This window comes from Shewanella sp. ECSMB14101 (assembly GCF_000773485.1).
Lineage (GTDB): Bacteria > Pseudomonadota > Gammaproteobacteria > Enterobacterales > Shewanellaceae > Shewanella > Shewanella marisflavi.
The window spans coordinates 219,998-237,189 of the sequence record NZ_JSFF01000001.1; the positions used below are offsets into that span (position 1 = coordinate 219,998).

Consider the following 17,192-nt stretch of genomic DNA (forward strand, 5'->3'; position numbering starts at 1 on the left):
AGACCCTAGCAAATGGATAGGCACAAGAGGCAATATAAGCTATCTTGTGCCCATTCGCTCACTATGGCTTATCTATGTTTGATTCATATTCAGGGTATCAACTACTCACTCGACTAGTGATATATCTACTGCTCTGTCTTGCCGTTGGATTACTCATAAATCAAGTGCTGTGGATCATGTTGCTCGGCAGCCTCGCCTTGCTCGCCTGGCACTATAAACAGATATCTAGACTCAATTATTGGCTATGGCGCGATAAGCGTCTGACACCGCCCAATGGCAGTGGCAGCTGGGAAGGGGTGTTTAATGGTATCTATCGCCTGCAAGGGAAAAACAGAAAGCGCGTTAGTCAGTTAGCCTATCTTCTCGCCCGTTTCAGACAGGGGGCCGAGGCATTGCCCGATGCGGCTGTGGTGCTCGATTCAGAAAACAATATTGCCTGGTGTAATAAGCTGGCACAGCTGCTACTTGGCCTGGTATGGCCCCAAGATAATGGTCAGCGGATCGACAACCTAATCCGTCACCCTGACTTTGCTAAATACCTAAGGCAAGCCGATTTCGATGAGCCATTCGAGTTGATCGATACCCATAGCGATGGCCGAGTGTTAGAGATACGCATCATGGACTATGGCTCGGGGCAACGTTTGCTTATTGCCAGGGACATTACCCGTATTCGGCAACTTGAAGGGATGCGCAAGGAGTTTGTGGCCAACGTCTCTCACGAGCTCAAGACGCCGCTGACGGTGTTGCAAGGATACCTCGAGATGATGCAGGGGATGGCTGAGCCAGATTCGCCCAATCTCAAGGCGGTTTCACAGATGCAGCAACAAACCAATCGCATGCGATCTATGGTCGAGCAGCTGCTGGTGTTGTCGCGCATCGAAGATGGCAGCGCCGTTAACCTGGAGACCAAGGTGAATATGGGGCACCTCATCGATACCTTAAAAGAGGAAGCACTGGCCTTGGCCATGGATCAGTATGAGCTGACGATTCAGGCCGAACCCGGGCTGAACCTCTATGGCAGTGAGGTGCAGTTACGAAGTGCCTGCTCTAACTTGGTGTCTAATGCGATTCGTTATACGGAGCCCGGCGGCAAGATCACCATCTGCTGGAAACGGGTGCCTCTGGGGGCCGAATTTAGCGTGACCGATACGGGAGAGGGGATAGCGCCCCAGCACCTTACCCGACTGACCGAGCGCTTTTATCGGGTCGACAGCGCCCGTTCGCGTCAAAGTGGTGGAACCGGACTTGGCTTGGCCATTACTAAGCACGCCCTTAGTCACCATCAGAGCGATCTCATGATTGAGAGTAAGCTAGGTGTGGGGAGTCGCTTTAGTTTTATCATTCCTAATCACCTGCTCGATATACAGCGTTAGTCAGGGTAAGCTTGCTCACACGCCGTCATTATTGACGGCGTTTTTTATGGCGGCCAACCATGACGCAATCTTGACGATTTAATGTCAAACTCAATATAAAGAGGTGAAAATCGGCGTTTACGACAAGTTTATTAGCAGTTGTCATCTAAGTGTCACATCACAGTCATAGACTTGTCACTGTTGCGATTGATACTAGCTGCAACTTAAATGAAACGAGTAAGCAAGTCCGCTTAACACTGGAGCATAGAATGAAACTTAAACAGCTTGTCGGTGCGGTGAGTTTAACAGCCGCTAGTGTATTCTCAGCAGCCTCTGTGGCCGCTCTTGATCCATCACTGCCAACTTATGAGAAGAGCAGCGGTGTATCAGGTAACCTATCTTCTGTAGGTTCAGACACTTTAGCCAACATGATGACCCTATGGGCGGAAGAGTACAAAGAGATGTACCCTAACGTTAACATTCAGATTCAAGCCGCGGGTTCTTCTACTGCGCCACCAGCACTGACTGAAGGTACTTCACAGTTCGGCCCTATGAGCCGTAAGATGAAGCCTAACGAAATCGAAGCCTTTGAAAAGCATTACGGTTACCAGCCAACAGCTATCCGTGTTGCTATCGATGCCCTGGCGGTATTCGTACACAAGGATAACCCAATCAAGGGCCTAAGCATCGAGCAGATCGACGGTATCTTCTCTGCAACACACAAGTGTGGTGGTAGCGATGTTCAGCGTTGGAGCGATGTAGGCTTGGACGGTTCTTGGGCGGCTAAAGACGTACAGCTATATGGTCGTAACTCAGTATCTGGTACTTACGGTTACTTCAAGAAGAAGGCTCTTTGTAAGGGCGACTTCAAGGCTAACGTGAACGAGCAGCCTGGTTCTGCATCAGTGGTTCAGTCAGTTTCTCAATCACTTAACGCTATCGGTTACTCAGGTATCGGTTATAAGACAGCAGGTGTGAAAGCGGTTGCTATCTCTAAGAAGGGTGACAACTTTATCGAAGCGACTGCCGCTAACGCCGCTGACGGTAGCTACCCACTATCACGTTACCTGTACGTATACGTGAACAAGCATCCTAACAAAGATTTGGCACCACTTGAGCGTGAATTCCTGCGCTTCGTACTGTCAAAGCAGGGTCAGCAAATCGTAATGAAAGACGGTTATGTACCACTACCACGTAGTGTGACAGCTAAAGACCTGGAAAAAGCGGGTATCCGTCTGTAAGACTACCGCTTGATATAGAAAAGGCCTCCTAGTGAGGCCTTTTTTGTCTTCCAAATAAGACGATATTTTGTTTGCTTGAGTCGTATTTGACTGCAATCTCATTTGTTGAGTGTGTTTGAATGGCTCACCTTCATGGCAAGTTAACGCCTGCCGGGCGGGTGCTGTACATGGAAGTATCAATGTCGCGGTCACATGGTCAGTGATGTTCCATACATTACTCTGACATTTCCCACATCCCTATGGGTCAGATGTGATGGAGCGACGTATGTGCAGATTGTTAGAAGTTGAAACGTCAACCTGAGGATTAGCTTGATAGGTTTTTGATGGTCAATCCATTACTGTTACTAATAGCCTGCGGCTCGCTGATGTGCAGATACATCTGCTACACGCCGTGCATCCGTCCGTGGAGGCTCGACGATGGCATCCCTGCCATCGACGTCCGCAGATGCATCTACACTTGGTATCTAACGTATCTTCGATTTGGCCGTGTTTGGGGGTGACAAAGGGAATGAAAAAGCTGATTTGGTTTTGCCCCGAAGTGAGTTGTTGGTCAGCCAGTAAATCGCAAAATTACTACTCAATAATTTCTTATCTAAGTCCTGTTTGTGCGATTCACCACAAGAAGTAGAAACTGGACAGATACACAGTCATATTTAAATTATGTGACTTTTGGGTGATTTTAAGCCTAAATTCGTGCGCGTTTTGCCGTTGTTGATGATGTAAACCATCTTAAAATCAACTGATTGCAATCCTTGTCAAGTAGATAATAGGTTTGGAAAAAGCGCATGCGCGTTTTTCCAGATGGATTACTTATATGAAAAGCGGCAAAATATTGATAAGTTCATTACATACAGATAGTTAACTGTGCGCGTTTTCACTGGTCCAACGAGGTAAATGCGCATGCGCACTAATAAAATGTTATGAGTATTGATATGGAATACAGTGTTCATTTTTCACTGACTATTCAAAGTCTTGATGGTTCGAAAGCGGCATCGTTCGGTAAGCGAATGACGCTGCCGTTTGTGCCATTTATAGGTCTGCGATTGGCGGAGAGAGAAGGAGCCACTGATCCCGTGGTATCTGTGGTTTGGTCCGCATTAGATCAGGAGTTCCGCTGTCATATCGACTCCTCAGAAGTTGAAATGGCCGACGGCTACGATTTGGACATGGCCTTTCTGATCGACCAAGCAAAAGCCAATGGCTGGGAAGGAGCTGGTCGTATTTATGACACCAACTCATAACAAGGCCATTAAGGTCGTTCCGGGCCGATGGCCCTCCACCGGACGGCTTTCAGCCGCCGCTTATGGCTGGCGTTAGCTCTATAACAGAAATGGTAACCGAATGAATGATCTATATACTCAAGTGATCACCGTCTTTTTAGGTTTTTTTGCCATCATGAATCCTATCGCTAATACCGCAGCCTTTGCTGGTCTGGTAGGAGGTAAAAGCAAAGCAGAGCAAATTAAAATTGCATCGAAAGCACTCATTATTACATTTATTGTAATTCTATCTTTTGCTCTACTTGGAAAGGCAATTTTTCATTTATTTAGCATCACCATCTCCGCATTGAGGATAACTGGGGGCATTTTGGTGTTTCTTGTCGGGTATCACATGCTTAATGGGCATAGTTCCAAGATGCATTCAGCTGAAGGTAGTGAAGAAACGGATATCGCGGTATCGCCCCTGGCAGTCCCTCTTCTTGCTGGGCCTGGAACCATAGCAACGGCAATGAATTATTCTTCCTCAGGAGGAATAGCGGGGATATTAGTGACTGTTTCTGTATTTGCAGTTATGTGTCTTATCACTTTCGTCTGCTTTATTTTTAGTTCAAAGATTCTGGCAGTAATAGGTGAAAGTGGTCTTAGTATTGTCACTCGACTAATGGGGCTAATTCTTGCTGTCATGGGAACGCAAATGGTGATTACTGGGGTAACCACTGTTGTCAGTAACATCAGCTAGCAAGGCCATCCCAAATCGCCCTTCAGGCAGGACGTCGCTGACGCTCCGCTTTTTTAGTGGCGTTATCACATAGAAAACTCACATATATAGATCTGAGGTTCTAACTCGGTGTGAACACAGTTATGACCTTGTGAGGCACATCCATTTATTGACATCTATGTCTAACGCCCTGTTTGGCATCCATGTCTCTTGTTCATAGGTATGAAGCTTGGCATCAGTCACTGTGTCACAAATGTGTTTGCACATAAGCCTGCCGCAGGCAATTCAAAACCATGAAGGTAAATGTCGGCAAATTCAGGATAAAAAAAAGCGACCTTGATGAGGTCGCTCTAAGTTCCAAATTCGGAATCTAAGGATAGTTGCGCTAGAAACTATCTAAAGGGAATGATGATGAACGGTCAACACACTGATGATTAATTAAGACCTGTCACTGGATTAACTAATCGATGCAAATTCTGTTCATATAATCAGAGTACTTTCATCGGGTTTAGTTCAGAAAATTTTTTAAATATTTTCATATTTTTCAAAAAACCTCATTAAATCAATTAAAAAACTTCATGTTAAGCGTTGCCTAAAGTAGGCTTGGGTATCTGATTCATTCGCGACTTTAGGGACAATCTTCCATGAAATCTTCTTTCCTAACTGTGCCATTCGCGCCATTAACCATATTCTGCGTGAGTATCACATCCTTCTGCCTAGCCGCTGAGCCGATAAAAGCTGAGCAGATAAATGCCGGGCAGATAGTGGCAGGAGAGAGGGCGGCAGGGGAGAGCGCTTTAAGTGCGATTGAGCTAGGAAAGGTTGAAATCCCCCGCACTCAGGTCTTTGAGCTCACAGACCCCGTGAGTAAGCGGGTGTATCCACTTTGGGTCAAGTTACCGCGCTCTTATCAGCCTGATAGCACGAGGCGTTATCCTGTGATCTATGTGTCCGATGCGCCTTACGCCTTTCAGATCGTCTCGGGCATGACCCGCTTTCCCATGAATAGCGGCAAGATGCGTGAGGCCATCATAGTCGGGCTCTCCTATGCCAAAGGAGATAAGGGGCCGCAGAGCCGAGTGCGCGACTATACCCCATTCACCGATACAGATTGGAAGCTGACCACTGGCGGCGCCAGCCACTACGCAGATTATCTGCAGACTCAGGTTTTGCCCTTCATGGCCGAGCACTACCGGGTGGATGACAAGGAGCGCACCTTCGTGGGCAACTCGCTCGGTGGCCTGCTGGGTGCCTATCTGCTGCTTGAACGGCCGAATCTGTTTGCTAATTATGTGCTGGGCAGTCCGTCGGTGTGGTTTAAAGGCGAGCAGATCTTATCCCTGAAGGCCAAGGAGAGAGCCAAGGAGAAACAGCTGCTAAAACGCCGGATCTTTTTGGCGGTCGGCGCGCTGGAGACGCCGGATAAAGGTGACATGCAACACGACATGGTGGCCGGGGCGGATAAACTTAGGGCGCATTAAAAGCATCAGCTAGGCGATCTCATAGAGCTGGAGTCGCTCACCATTGAGGGAGCGCGTCACGAAATCGCCTTTCCCACCACGGCGAGCCAAGGCCTTTATTGGCTCTTGGCACGTGATGGTCAAAACAGCACTCGGTAAGAGGCTTAGCCTTAAGGCGTTTGATTTGAAGAGGCGCTGGCTGGATTCAGACGCTTAAGCCAGGCCTGAAATTCTGCATCCATGCTGGTGCCCCATTGGGTAACCAGGGCCTGATACCTGGGGTAGTCGCCCTTGCGGGTAAAGCCGAGCATAGTCTCTATTTTGTCTCTGTGGTGCTCCATCATGAAGCGCACCGCCAGATAACCCCAGCGATAGATGCGATCTGTCCCGCCATTTTGCTCATAGCTGGTGTTAAACAGCTCGCTGAGTTCGAACTGCTGTTTGGCGATGATCGCTATGGCCGCCGGGTTGTCATCGCCCTGTGAGATATATTCTCCCAAGCCTTCACTCCACCATACTAAATGAGGCAGTAGCGGCGCAGGTTTAGGGCAATACTCGGGGGCGCTGTGAGAGTCATGTAAAGATGCGCAGAAATCGCCATAGAGATTGAAGTGACCGTCGAGGTAATGCACATACTCGTGGGCCAGATTCCAGATCTGCCCGTTGCGCTCGTAAGCCACAAATTCGGCCTGATTACCTTCCTGATGAGGCAGTCCCTCTAAAAACATGCCGCCGTTGTCGCTGGGCACGTTAAAGTGCGCCGTGACATAACGGGTGTAGTCCTCGCGGCTGTGGTAAACATTGGCGCGCATGCGCTGATTGTTGTCATTGGCTACCGGCTTACCTTGGGTACCAAATAGCTGGTGGAACTTGGCCTCTTGTTTCTGCATTAGTGTGCAGGCTTGGGTGATTTGCTCCTTAGTCAAAGCCTGGGAGCGTATGGTGATCGTGGGGCTGCAGTCGTGGTGTTGACTTAAGACCTGTTGCAAGGAGGCAACGGGAGAGGTTTCACCTGCCTGCAAGGCAAAGCAGGTCAGCAAAGGCAGAGCCATCGCTGTAATACGTGTTAGGGCTGGCTGAGACACTGGGGTTTCCTTATTGTTATTTTTGTATAAAATATCCCAATTGTTCCATTTTCAATCGGTGAAGTCAATTTACACCCGCTTATCAAGATGAGCCCTTTGCTAGCGGCGATGACATTCGAGGCTACCGGGACTAAAATGGCACCAGCCCTTCATCATAAAAAAAAGGATTCCTTGTGGCAGAGCAGTGGGATAATCAACAAGACCATCATTCGTTTGCTAATGTCGATGACCTCAGGGTCACACACCTGAGTCTGGCCTTAAGCGTCGACTTTGCAGCGCAGCAACTGAGTGGCAGCGCCCGTTTAACCTTGGACTATCGCGATGGCGATTGTCGCAGCCTCTATCTCGACACGCGTGAACTGACTATCAAGAGTGTGCATGACCAGGCTGGTAATGCCTTGGCATTTCAGCTCGACCAGCAAGATAGCGTGCGCGGTCAGCGCCTGGTGATCACACTCGTCGAGCCCAGCAGCGAGGTTATCGTCAATTACCATACCTCGCCTCAGGCCCAGGGCTTACAGTGGTTATCGCCAGAGCAGACCAGCGGCAAGCTGCTTCCGTTTCTGTTCAGTCAGTCGCAGCCTATCAATGCGCGTAGCTGGGTGCCACTGCAAGACACCCCAAGGGCCAGAATCACCTTTGATGCCGAGATAAAAGTGCCCAAAGGGATGCGCGCCGTGATGAGTGCCATGAATCATGGTGATGCCCCCTTAGAGGGAATATTCCATTTCGAGATGGAAAAGCCAATTCCTACCCATCTGTTGGCCATTGCCGTCGGGGATCTGCACTTTGGCGCTATCGGTCCTCGCACTGGGGTATACGCCGAACCTCAGATGTTGAGTGCGGCGGTGAAGGAGTTTGAAGATACCGAGAAGATGGTCGAGATCGCCGAATCCCTGCTGGGGCCTTATGCCTGGGGACGATACGACATGTTGGTGTTGCCGCCAAGCTTTCCATTTGGCGGCATGGAAAACCCCAGACTCGCCTTTATGACGCCGACGCTGATCGCAGGAGACAAGAGCCTGGTATCGACCGTTGCCCATGAACTGGCACACTCCTGGACTGGTAATCTGGTCAGCAATGCCACCTGGCGTGATCTCTGGCTAAACGAGGGCTTTACCACCTATTTCACTAACCGTATTGTCGAAGCTGTGTATGGCAAGGAACTGGCTGAGCTTGAGGTGGTACTGGAATATGGTCGCCTCAAAGAGGAGCTTATCAGTATGCCTCTCACCTCGCAGACTCTGCCGGCCAATGTGCAGGCGGGTGACCCAAATGATGCCTTTAACCGCTTTACCTATGATAAGGCCTCCATGTTTGTTCATGAGCTGGAGCATCGCCTTGGCCGCGCCGACTTCGACCGTTTTCTGTTTGATTATGTAAATCATTTTGCCTTTCAGGCGATCACCACAGAAACCTTTGTCGAGTACGCCAAGTCAACCCTGCTGACCCAATATGGTGATAAGTTAACTGAGGCCGAGTTGCTGGAGTGGCTCTATGGCACTGGGATGCCATCTTGGTTTGTGCCGCCCACTTCCAATAGTCTGGAGAAGGTCGATCATCTGCGTACTGCCTGGCTCGCCGGTGAGCCCCTCAATAAGGCCAATACGGCTGATTGGCGCGTACACCATTGGCAATATTTTTTAAACAGCCTGCCCGAGGTGCTCGACCAGCAGGCGCTGATCGATCTCGATACCTGTTTCGATTTCAGCCGTAGCACCAATGCCGAAATCGCCTGTGATTGGTATCGAGTGGCGATCCGTAATCAATATGATCCTGTACTGCCTTTCGTTGAGGCATATTTGATTAAAATAGGTCGGGGGAAGTTTGTCAGGCCCCTGTATAACGAGCTGTTGCTGGCGGGATATCAGCAGGAGGTGCGTAGCATCTATCAAAAAGCGAGAGGAGGGTACCATCCATCGCTGTCGGTACACCTAGATAAACAGTTGCTGGGCTAGGTAAAAAAAATGGCAACCCAAGGGGTTGCCATAACAATTAATATGGAGAAAGAAACTTGTGCGCTAGCGAAATTTCTTGGCTCCAGAGACCAACAAGGTCTCAAAGGGAGATGATGAACAAACAATGATGAAAAATCTGTTACTCCTTATCAGAGTCATCATCTTTCACTTAGTTCCCCAGTGATTCAAAAAAAATTGATAAATTGTCATTTTCTCGCCTTAGGCGCTTCCAGGCTCAAAAATCCCATCAAAAAGACAAAAAAAATGGCAACCAAAGGTTGCCATAAAGCTAAATAGTGTCGAGTTATTAACCTATTGCGCTAGCGAGGTTAATGCTCTTGGGACCAATCGGTCGCCAAAGGGAAATGATGATGAACAATGAAACATAAACCAGGTATTCGCAGTAAAGCTTACTTTGCAACGAGTTACCCAATCCGCTAATCCGTTCACTTAATCAGAGTCAGCAAGTCCCGATTAGTTCAATAAAGCTTATAAAAATTTCAGATTTTTTTTCTAAGTCCCAGGAAAGTGGCCATTTTTATGGGTTTTCAACGGGCCTGTATCTTGAGGCCTTGTATGCCTCTGTCCAACTTAGATGTCCATTCGATGACAGACATTTAACGACTAAATTTTAATTAACATTATGATAATTATGGATTAATAAAAAAAGGCAACCAAGGAGGGTTGCCTGTCGATCTATGCAGATCTAGGGGGACTGCGCTAGAAGTCCCTGGGAGAATGATGAACATGAAAAAGCAAATCTTCGCGTTCAATATTTGGAGTATTCAAACAGTGATAAGTTCAAAAAATAAACAAAAATGTTTGAAAATATTTCCAACATTCTCTTATCTACTTGGATTGGTTAACTAAAGCTGAAATTTTTTCTGACAATGATTCGGGGGTCGTGGTGGGAGCGAAGCGCTCCAGCACTTTTCCTTCGCCATCTACCAGAAATTTAGTGAAGTTCCATTTAATCGATTCGCTACCCAACAGGCCTTTAGCCTCACGTTTGAGGTATCGATACAAGGGATGTGCCTGGTTGCCGTTAACCTCTATCTTGGCAAATAGCGGAAAGTTTACGCCAAAGTTTAATTCACAGAACTGACTTATCTCACTTTCGTCTCCCTGCTCCTGCTGACCAAACTGGTTGCAAGGAAAGCTAAGTACGGCAAATTTTTCCGGGCCAAACTGGTCATAGAGTGCTTGTAGGGCCTGATATTGCGGCGTAAAGCCGCACTTACTGGCGGTATTGACGATAAGCAGTACCTTACCTTTGAAATCTGCCATCGACTGGGTGCTGCCGTCGATACGGGTCAGTGAAAAATCATAAATAGACATAGTCGCTTCCTCTCGTTGATGGGATTAGCCTAGCAGTAAAATAGATTGCGCGCAATTTAAATAAGGTTCATTAGGGAAGACACCGACATTGGAGGTGGACTGTGCGGCTTATCTGTTAGCCATCTTTGTAGGTGGTTTATTTCAGTTGTAATAAGGTATCGTTAACTTATGTGGTGAAATGTTATAAACCCCTTTTAAAACAAGTTGATGAAGTATATTTAATGGTGGCATCTGCATCAGTTTGATACCCTGCGGCGATAGTAAAAAGACCTATCAAGGGGTGATGATGAAAACAAAATTGGCGCTGATGATTGTCGGCTGCTTCAGCCTGACGGCTCAGGCGACTAACCTGAACGTGGGGATCAATGATGATGTTATATCCACAGATCTGCAGATGGAGCTTAGTCCGTCGGCCAATCTGGTGATGGGGTATCTTTATTCTGATGATGAAGGCCATAGTATCTCGGCGGCGGCCCATATGACTCATGATGCTGGGGCTCATCATTTTGAGGTTGGCCCTAAGTTTTCGCATTATTGGGCGAAAAACAGCAGTAACGGCAGTGCAGTCGCCATTGGTGGCCGCTATTCGTTAGCGCTGGGATCAAACATTGCGCTAAAAGCCTCGGCTTATTATGCGCCTTCGGTACTCAGTTTTGGCAGCGTCGACGGGCAGTATGAGTTAGATGGTAAGGTCCAGTATCAGGTAAATCCAAGCCTGGGGCTATTTGTCGGTTATCGCAACATACGCTTGCAATATGATGATCGCCGTGACAATACCTTTGACACAGGTTTCTACATTGGCGCGAGCGCCAGTTTTTAAGAAGGTTTCCCCGGTGAACGCCAATTGGCGTTCACGCGCGGCTTGTCAAAGCGCTAAATCTTAACGCCACAGCTTATCCCAAATCTCTTGGTCGAACTCGTCATCATGCTCGTAACGCTTAGGCTGATTAGATTGATGTCGACGCCTCAGCTTGCTACGTAATTCATCCTGGGCATCGAACTCCCACGTTGGGGTTTCTCTAGATGCCATCTCAAACTCATCATAGTGTGACATGATCTCACCTATCTCTTGTGATTGAACCTTAATGCAAGTGGCATGGTAAATAGGCAAGATGACGTTTAGGTGACAGGGAAGAGACGAACTCATGACACGAGCGCCGTGAGGCCACGGCGCTGAAGAAGCTAGGGGACGACTAGTCTTGGCGTATCATCTTAGCGACAAACATACCGTCGCTATCTGCCTGATAGGGCAGTACGGTCAGCATTGAAGTCGCCTCGCCGGTAAAGGGATGAGTCAAGGTCTGCAGACTAAAATCAGTACGCTTCTTTAAGAAGGCTTCTACCACGGCCTGGTTTTCAGCTGGGCTGATAGAGCAGGTGGCATAGACCAGCGCGCCGCCGGGTTTTACTGCCTCACAGGCGCGACTTAAGATATCCAGTTGTAGGCTGGCCTTGTCCGTGATGGCGCTGACATCATCTAACCAGCGCATATCTGGGTTGCGACGCCAGGTGCCGGTGCAGCTGCAGGGGGCATCGACCAGTACGCCATCGAAGTGGCGAGCGGGTACCGGTAGGGCATCTGACAGCCAAGGCTGGGTGGTGATCCCTTTGAATTTGGCGCGTTTGGCGCGTTTGGCCAGTTCTTCGAGTGGCTTGCGACGAATATCTGAGGCAATCACCTTGCCACTGGCCTGCTTATCTTGTTTTAGCATCAAGGAGCGCAGTTGCAGACTCTTGCCGCCGGCGCCGCTGCAGGCGTCCCACCAGATCTCATCGGCCTTTGGCGCGCAGATATTGCCTATCACCTGAGAGCCCAAGTCTTGGATCTCTACCTTTCCCTCACTATAGAGAGGCAGGGCATTGAGGTTGAGACTCTTGTGACCCAGGTTGATGGCATCGCTGAAAAAGTCGCTGCCGCTTGCCGTGATGCCTTGCTCGGCGAGTTGGGCTTGAGCCTTTGCTAGGGTGATCCCTTGCAGACGGCCCCAGATAGGCGGACGGCTACACAGGGATTCAACCAGCTGTTGGCGCATCTCTGGTGAAGCAGGAAAGTGTGCCCAAAACCAGTCGGGTGCCAGGTCGTCAAATGCAAATGCTTGGCCGGGAATAGAAGTTTCAAGCAGGGCCTGTTTTTCTGTCAAATTGCTGTCGGGCTTTAACTGGCCAAGCTCAGCTAAGCCGCTAAAACCGCGCCATGCCTGAATGATCTCCTGCCAGCCGTGGGATTCAAGGGTGGCGGTCAGTGCGAGCTGGGCAAACCAGTGTTGGGTGGCGTCTTGCTGAGGCAAGCCTTTAAGCCAACCATGCCAGCGAAACAAGCCAAACAGGCTCTCGCGGATCACTCGTCTGTCTTTCGAGCCATGTTTCTTATGGGCGCGAAAATAATCGGCCAGAATACGATCCCCTGGCAGTTTGCTGTTCAGCGTCTCACAAAATAGGTGATGTATGGTCAGGCTATAACTTAGGGCGCGTTTTTCGGCGCCGCTTTGGGCGTCCACCGCCTGATGCAGCGCTTCACCCGATAGGCTGGCAATGGCCAGGTGGGTGGCTGGTGGTGTGTTTGTCGAAGATGTGGAGTCGCCCATGAATATACGCCTAAGCTAAGATCTATTACTAAGGGCGCAAGTGTACCAGAAGTCGGCCTATTTGCTATCACCAAGGTGGTTGCTGACTTCTTAAGATAAGGGGCTCAGGCCTTCATCTTGCTCAAGCATTTTTTCATCTTGTTTGACGCTGTTAATTTCGACTGTCGGTGATCCTTGAGCCCTATTGCCTTCTCAAAGTCTAAGCCAAGGCGGTGGATGATTTATCGCCGTGCTCAGCCTTTGTCATTAGTGCAAAAGCAGAGCAAGTGATAAGCTAGTATTGCTTTTTTTCTAATTGGGGCATGAGTCTGGAAATTTTTTCTGGTATGGTGCGGCTGAAACGAGAGGAGATTATGGAAAAGTACGAACAACTACTGATTTCGCTGCGCCGCGTGATCCGCGCCATCGATATACATTCTCGGCAGCTCAATAAGCAATCAGGTCTTACCGGGCCCCAGCTGATGGTGATGCAGACTATTGCCGCCTATGATCGCCCGCTAGCCAAGGAGATCGCCCAGGAAGTGGCGCTGAGTCCGGCTACGGTTGCCACCATTATCGACCGTCTCGAGGCACGAAACTTGGTGGTGAGAACCCGCAGCGAGTCAGATAAGCGCAAGTGGCATCTGTCGCTCAGTGAGGCTGGTATCGAGATTTTAAGGGCAGCCCCTAAGCCGCTTCAGGAACATTTTATCAAGCGTTATCAAAACCTTGAAGATTGGGAGCAGAGCCAGTTACTTTCAGCCGTTGAACGTATTGCCTCTATGATGGATGCCCAAGAGCTAGATGCCGCCCCTGTGTTGTTAGTTGGGCAGATCCAGGCGGAAGAGTAAGTGGCTAGCGCAGATTCTCCATCGCTTCATGCGCCTGAGCAGCACAGAACAACGGGTCACAATAGTGATGTGTACGCTGGCGAGCGAAAGATAGATAACTGCGCCTTGGTATTGGAAGGTGGCGGGCTGCGCGCCATCTACACCGCGGGTGTGCTCGATGCCTTTTTACAGGCTGGGCTTCATTTTCAGTACTTGGTGGGCGTGTCGGCTGGTGCTATTTATCCTGCCTCTTATCTTTCACGCCAACAGGGTCGTAACCTGACCATTCAACAAAATTTTCTTGCCGATAAGCGCTATATGGGGCTTAAGCATCTGCTGCGCACCGGCAACTATGTGAACACAGATTTTACCTATCGTCGCATGGCCCATGAGTTAGTGCCCTATGATTTTGACGCCTTTGCTCACAGTGAGGCTGAGTTTAAGGTGGGCGCCTTTAACTGCCTCACTGGCGAAACTGACTTTTTTGGCATGAGTGACTTTAGCGATCATGACACCTTATTAGAGGTGCTTATTGCCTCAAGCAGCCTGCCTTTTATCTCAAGACCGACCTGGCTCAAGGGAACGCCCTATCTCGACGGTGGTATAGGCGCGCCGATCCCCTTGGCACAGGCTCGTAAAGATGGTTTCAAGCGCCAGGTGGTGATCCTGACCCAGGAGCAGGACTATCGAAAATCGGCCTTTAAGGCCAAATGGCTGGCTAAGCGTCTCTATCGTCGCTATCCCAAGGTGGCCAATGCCCTGATTGAACGTCACAATACTTACAATCGGGCGCTCGATGAGTTGGCACAGGCGCAAGCTGACGGCACGGCTTTGGTATTGCAGCCCGCGACGCCCCTTGGGCTGTCTCGTCTTGAGCGGGATGTGACTAAGGTAGAGGCCGTTTACCGCCGCGGTCTTCGAGAGGGTGAAGCCTTTATCCCTCAGCTGATGGCGTTTATCGCTAACACCTAGCACCTAGCTACGAGCTACGAGCTACGAGCTACGAGCATCTTGCACGAGTTCCATATTGTCCTGCCACGTAAGGCGCAATCTTTCCTGCAAGCGGCAAGCTCAATCAATATAGCCGCAATCTATCCCTTAACCTTGGTATTAATCAGCTCTGGTGCTTTAGTCGCATTGGCATTGATTTAGGTTGACCTTTGGCTGTTTTACAAGCAACTTAAACAGCTGTTTTATTAAAGTATCAATTTAATCATGATGTTAAAGGAGTCCCCATGGATAAGGCCAAATACGATCAAGGGTTAGCCATCAGGCGCGAGGTGATGGGCGATAGCTTTGTAGACAAGGCGCTGTCATCGGCCAGCGATTTTACCCAGCCACTACAAGAGTTGGTGACCCGCAACGCCTGGGGAGAAGTGTGGGCCAGAGAGGGGCTCGACAGGCGAACCCGTAGCCTGATCACCATAGCCACCCTTGCGGCGCTCAAGGCATCTACCGAACTCAAGGGGCATGTACGCGGCGCACTGCGTAACGGCTGCACCGTCGAGGAGATCCAAGAGGTGTTGCTGCACTCCACCGTTTACTGCGGCATGCCGGCGGGCGTCGAGGCGTTTCGCGCGGCGAATGAGGTGATAGCCGAGTGGGACGGGGAGTCATAAGGGGACTCTTGCCCTTTTGTTTCTGTTTTTTGCGATTACCGGGGTTGTTGTTTGAAGGGGCGTTGAAGGTCGAACCTTCACTGTAATCTATCGCCTGCCCGGCGGGTGCTGTGCATGGATGTACCAATGTCGTGATCACATGGAAGTGAAAGAGCGACCTTATGTGCAGATACTGCTGTGACACGCTGTGCGCCATCTGACCTCCAAGGATGGAGGGAATGCCGAAAAATGTCGGGAACATTTTCGGCCCTGTTTCGGAAGCTCACCGGCGTATCTACACCGAGTATCTAACGTCTCTTCGATTCATCGTCGATTGTTTTCGATTAGGAGGCAGCATTTGGCCACATTTATATTTGTGAGGGATTTGAGGGTCGTACCTTCATGGCAATCTATCGCCTGCCCGGCGAGGGATGTGCAGATACACCTGTGAGACGCCGTGAATAAATCCCTTTAGGCTCTACCGAAACATCCCTGTTTCGGAAGCTCACCGGCGTATCTACACTCGGTATCTAACGTCTCTTCGATTTGGCCTCATCTGTTTTTTGCTGATACAAGTTATTAGTTTTAAGGAAAAAATGCATTGAAATGTGACCTATTATGTTGAATGCCAGCTAGAAGATAGATTAAAGTATCACCAATTACGGACAGAGCTAGGCCAACTCGAACCACATATCGACTACGCCATTCAGGGAATGAAAAAGCCAACCACATGCGCCAATCTCCTCCTTTAGAAGATTACTCTGACCCCCCACTTATTTACATGCTTGGTCTCCTACCTAACAAGGTAGCGTACCTTGCAAGGTCTCACTAATAAGTTGTTAAATTCAAGGAGTGATTATGAAGGTTCAAGGTAAATCAATAAGGTCAGTCACTAGATTAGTGGCCGCTGCTCAAGGATGCGAAGAAATAAAGATCGTATACAAAATATCCGAAGAAACTTCTGAAGTTCTTGAAGCCATAGGGTTTGATGTAGACCCTGAGGTGGGTGATTATCTAATACCTCAGCCTGTGGGGAAAGTGACGGCAAAGAATGCATATGGGAAAGATATTATCCGTAAAGACCTTCCGATGGAGCCTGAGCCTAGGTCTTACCATCGCACGTGGAAAGATTGGCATGGACAGGAACATTCGGGTATTCAAACTAGGTATATAAACATGTACCCAAGAGAGTACCAACCAGCGGAAGAAGAAACGCTGCACATTATCCAAATAAATGATGATAAATACGTTTCCACCGACAGTTTGGTGGTCGATACCGAAAATGAATCTCGAAACATTCATATTTCAAATTTAATGCTGGAGTGCTTTGGTGGTTTTGAAATTGTTGACGCCAAAGAGGGTAGTATTATAGGTGCTAAAGTAAAGCAATTGCATTGGGATATATTGCCGCCAGGTGAGTACCCATGGGCTAGGGCAAAGCCTCTCGTTGGAGAGGTCACGAAAAGACTTAAAGACTCTGAGAAAGGAGTTGTTGAGTCAAGAATGCAAAGTATCACGCGGTACAACCCAGATTTTCTTGCTACTGGTCGCGCAGGTTTTAGTGGCTATTTCATATATGGATTTGCTACCAAAGGAATATATATTTTAGAGAGCATCCACCTCGATAATGCTACTTATGTTTTTGGCGATGATTGGGAAAGACTTTCTAAACTAACAAAGAACCAGATTATAAACGGCGATATAGAGCACCAAAGAATCATCCATGACAATAAGTGGAATAGAGAAATTCGAAGCTTGTTGGTAGGTAGAATTTAACAATGTATTACAGCGGACGAGCCGCTTAATGCGGCGTTGGGGCGAGCTTGAG

At 48.8% G+C, this 17,192-nt stretch carries 15 protein-coding genes; 11 read left to right on the forward strand and 4 right to left on the reverse strand.

The window, feature by feature from the left end:
• Positions 1 to 74: 74 nt before the first annotated feature.
• The 5 genes from phoR to NY07_RS18850 all read left to right on the forward strand — a co-directional run bounded on the left by phoR (position 75) and on the right by NY07_RS18850 (position 6,012).
• A complete protein-coding gene (phoR, locus tag NY07_RS01025) occupies positions 75 to 1,373 on the forward strand; it encodes a phosphate regulon sensor histidine kinase PhoR (protein ID WP_033537481.1) in 1,299 nt (432 codons plus the stop codon).
• Positions 1,374 to 1,621: 248 nt separating this feature from the next.
• On the forward strand, positions 1,622 to 2,593 hold the full coding sequence (locus NY07_RS01030) for a PstS family phosphate ABC transporter substrate-binding protein (protein WP_033537482.1): 972 nt from the start codon (positions 1,622 to 1,624) through the stop codon (positions 2,591 to 2,593).
• Between the two features lie 932 nt (positions 2,594 to 3,525).
• Entirely contained in the window at positions 3,526 to 3,834 is a 309-nt protein-coding gene (locus tag NY07_RS01035; protein WP_140946872.1) for a hypothetical protein, read from the forward strand.
• Positions 3,835 to 3,934: 100 nt separating this feature from the next.
• Positions 3,935 to 4,552 (forward strand): MarC family protein, encoded by a 618-nt coding sequence (locus tag NY07_RS01040; protein ID WP_033537484.1) that lies wholly within the window; start codon positions 3,935 to 3,937, stop codon positions 4,550 to 4,552.
• 623 nt (positions 4,553 to 5,175) lie between these two features.
• Complete coding sequence (locus NY07_RS18850; RefSeq protein WP_081953745.1) at positions 5,176 to 6,012, forward strand: alpha/beta hydrolase; 837 nt, start codon at positions 5,176 to 5,178, stop codon at positions 6,010 to 6,012.
• A gap of 149 nt (positions 6,013 to 6,161) precedes the next feature.
• Here the strand turns inward: NY07_RS18850 and NY07_RS01050 are convergent, their stop codons facing one another.
• Entirely contained in the window at positions 6,162 to 7,043 is an 882-nt protein-coding gene (locus NY07_RS01050; RefSeq protein WP_033537760.1) for a collagenase, read from the reverse strand.
• Between the two features lie 206 nt (positions 7,044 to 7,249).
• On the opposite strand from NY07_RS01050, the gene NY07_RS01055 reads away from it, so the two are divergent.
• Positions 7,250 to 9,034 (forward strand): M1 family metallopeptidase, encoded by a 1,785-nt coding sequence (locus NY07_RS01055; RefSeq protein ID WP_033537485.1) that lies wholly within the window; start codon positions 7,250 to 7,252, stop codon positions 9,032 to 9,034.
• Positions 9,035 to 9,883: 849 nt separating this feature from the next.
• Here NY07_RS01055 and NY07_RS01060 read toward each other — a convergent pair.
• On the reverse strand, positions 9,884 to 10,372 hold the full coding sequence (locus NY07_RS01060; protein ID WP_033537486.1) for a glutathione peroxidase: 489 nt from the start codon (positions 10,370 to 10,372) through the stop codon (positions 9,884 to 9,886).
• A gap of 283 nt (positions 10,373 to 10,655) precedes the next feature.
• On the opposite strand from NY07_RS01060, the gene NY07_RS01065 reads away from it, so the two are divergent.
• Positions 10,656 to 11,192 (forward strand): YfaZ family outer membrane protein, encoded by a 537-nt coding sequence (locus NY07_RS01065; RefSeq protein WP_033537761.1) that lies wholly within the window; start codon positions 10,656 to 10,658, stop codon positions 11,190 to 11,192.
• Between the two features lie 60 nt (positions 11,193 to 11,252).
• Here the strand turns inward: NY07_RS01065 and NY07_RS01070 are convergent, their stop codons facing one another.
• Together NY07_RS01070 and NY07_RS01075 are read right to left on the reverse strand one after the other, a co-directional pair.
• Positions 11,253 to 11,519, reverse strand: coding sequence for a hypothetical protein (locus NY07_RS01070; RefSeq protein ID WP_033537487.1), 267 nt, complete (start codon positions 11,517 to 11,519; stop codon positions 11,253 to 11,255).
• Between the two features lie 46 nt (positions 11,520 to 11,565).
• Positions 11,566 to 12,957, reverse strand: coding sequence for an RsmB/NOP family class I SAM-dependent RNA methyltransferase (locus tag NY07_RS01075; RefSeq protein ID WP_033537488.1), 1,392 nt, complete (start codon positions 12,955 to 12,957; stop codon positions 11,566 to 11,568).
• A gap of 353 nt (positions 12,958 to 13,310) precedes the next feature.
• Between NY07_RS01075 and NY07_RS01080 the strand changes: the two genes are divergently transcribed.
• From NY07_RS01080 to NY07_RS01095, 4 genes are all read left to right on the forward strand, one after another.
• Positions 13,311 to 13,787 carry a MarR family winged helix-turn-helix transcriptional regulator gene (locus NY07_RS01080; protein WP_033537489.1) on the forward strand — a complete coding sequence of 159 codons (477 nt, stop codon included), beginning with the start codon at positions 13,311 to 13,313 and terminating at the stop codon, positions 13,785 to 13,787.
• 90 nt (positions 13,788 to 13,877) lie between these two features.
• Entirely contained in the window at positions 13,878 to 14,738 is an 861-nt protein-coding gene (locus NY07_RS01085; RefSeq protein WP_033537762.1) for a patatin-like phospholipase family protein, read from the forward strand.
• Between the two features lie 263 nt (positions 14,739 to 15,001).
• Positions 15,002 to 15,385, forward strand: coding sequence for a 4-carboxymuconolactone decarboxylase (gene pcaC, locus NY07_RS01090; RefSeq protein WP_033537490.1), 384 nt, complete (start codon positions 15,002 to 15,004; stop codon positions 15,383 to 15,385).
• Positions 15,386 to 16,222: 837 nt separating this feature from the next.
• On the forward strand, positions 16,223 to 17,140 hold the full coding sequence (locus NY07_RS01095) for a hypothetical protein (protein WP_033537491.1): 918 nt from the start codon (positions 16,223 to 16,225) through the stop codon (positions 17,138 to 17,140).
• Positions 17,141 to 17,192: the final 52 nt, after the last annotated feature.

Bases quoted from the DNA above. Each gene is read 5' to 3' on its own strand.
- NY07_RS01030 (WP_033537482.1), top strand. From the start codon at position 1,622: ATGAAACTTAAACAGCTTGTCGGTGCGGTGAGTTTAACAGCCGCTAGT.
- phoR (WP_033537481.1), top strand. From the start codon at position 75: ATGTTTGATTCATATTCAGGGTATCAACTACTCACTCGACTAGTGATA.
- NY07_RS01080 (WP_033537489.1), top strand. From the start codon at position 13,311: ATGGAAAAGTACGAACAACTACTGATTTCGCTGCGCCGCGTGATCCGC.
- pcaC (WP_033537490.1), top strand. From the start codon at position 15,002: ATGGATAAGGCCAAATACGATCAAGGGTTAGCCATCAGGCGCGAGGTG.
- NY07_RS01060 (WP_033537486.1), bottom strand. From the start codon at position 10,372: ATGTCTATTTATGATTTTTCACTGACCCGTATCGACGGCAGCACCCAG.
- NY07_RS01035 (WP_140946872.1), top strand. From the start codon at position 3,526: ATGGAATACAGTGTTCATTTTTCACTGACTATTCAAAGTCTTGATGGT.
- NY07_RS01070 (WP_033537487.1), bottom strand. From the start codon at position 11,519: ATGAGTTCGTCTCTTCCCTGTCACCTAAACGTCATCTTGCCTATTTAC.
- NY07_RS01065 (WP_033537761.1), top strand. From the start codon at position 10,656: ATGATGAAAACAAAATTGGCGCTGATGATTGTCGGCTGCTTCAGCCTG.
- NY07_RS18850 (WP_081953745.1), top strand. From the start codon at position 5,176: ATGAAATCTTCTTTCCTAACTGTGCCATTCGCGCCATTAACCATATTC.
- NY07_RS01050 (WP_033537760.1), bottom strand. From the start codon at position 7,043: ATGGCTCTGCCTTTGCTGACCTGCTTTGCCTTGCAGGCAGGTGAAACC.
- NY07_RS01075 (WP_033537488.1), bottom strand. From the start codon at position 12,957: ATGGGCGACTCCACATCTTCGACAAACACACCACCAGCCACCCACCTG.
- NY07_RS01040 (WP_033537484.1), top strand. From the start codon at position 3,935: ATGAATGATCTATATACTCAAGTGATCACCGTCTTTTTAGGTTTTTTT.
- NY07_RS01095 (WP_033537491.1), top strand. From the start codon at position 16,223: ATGAAGGTTCAAGGTAAATCAATAAGGTCAGTCACTAGATTAGTGGCC.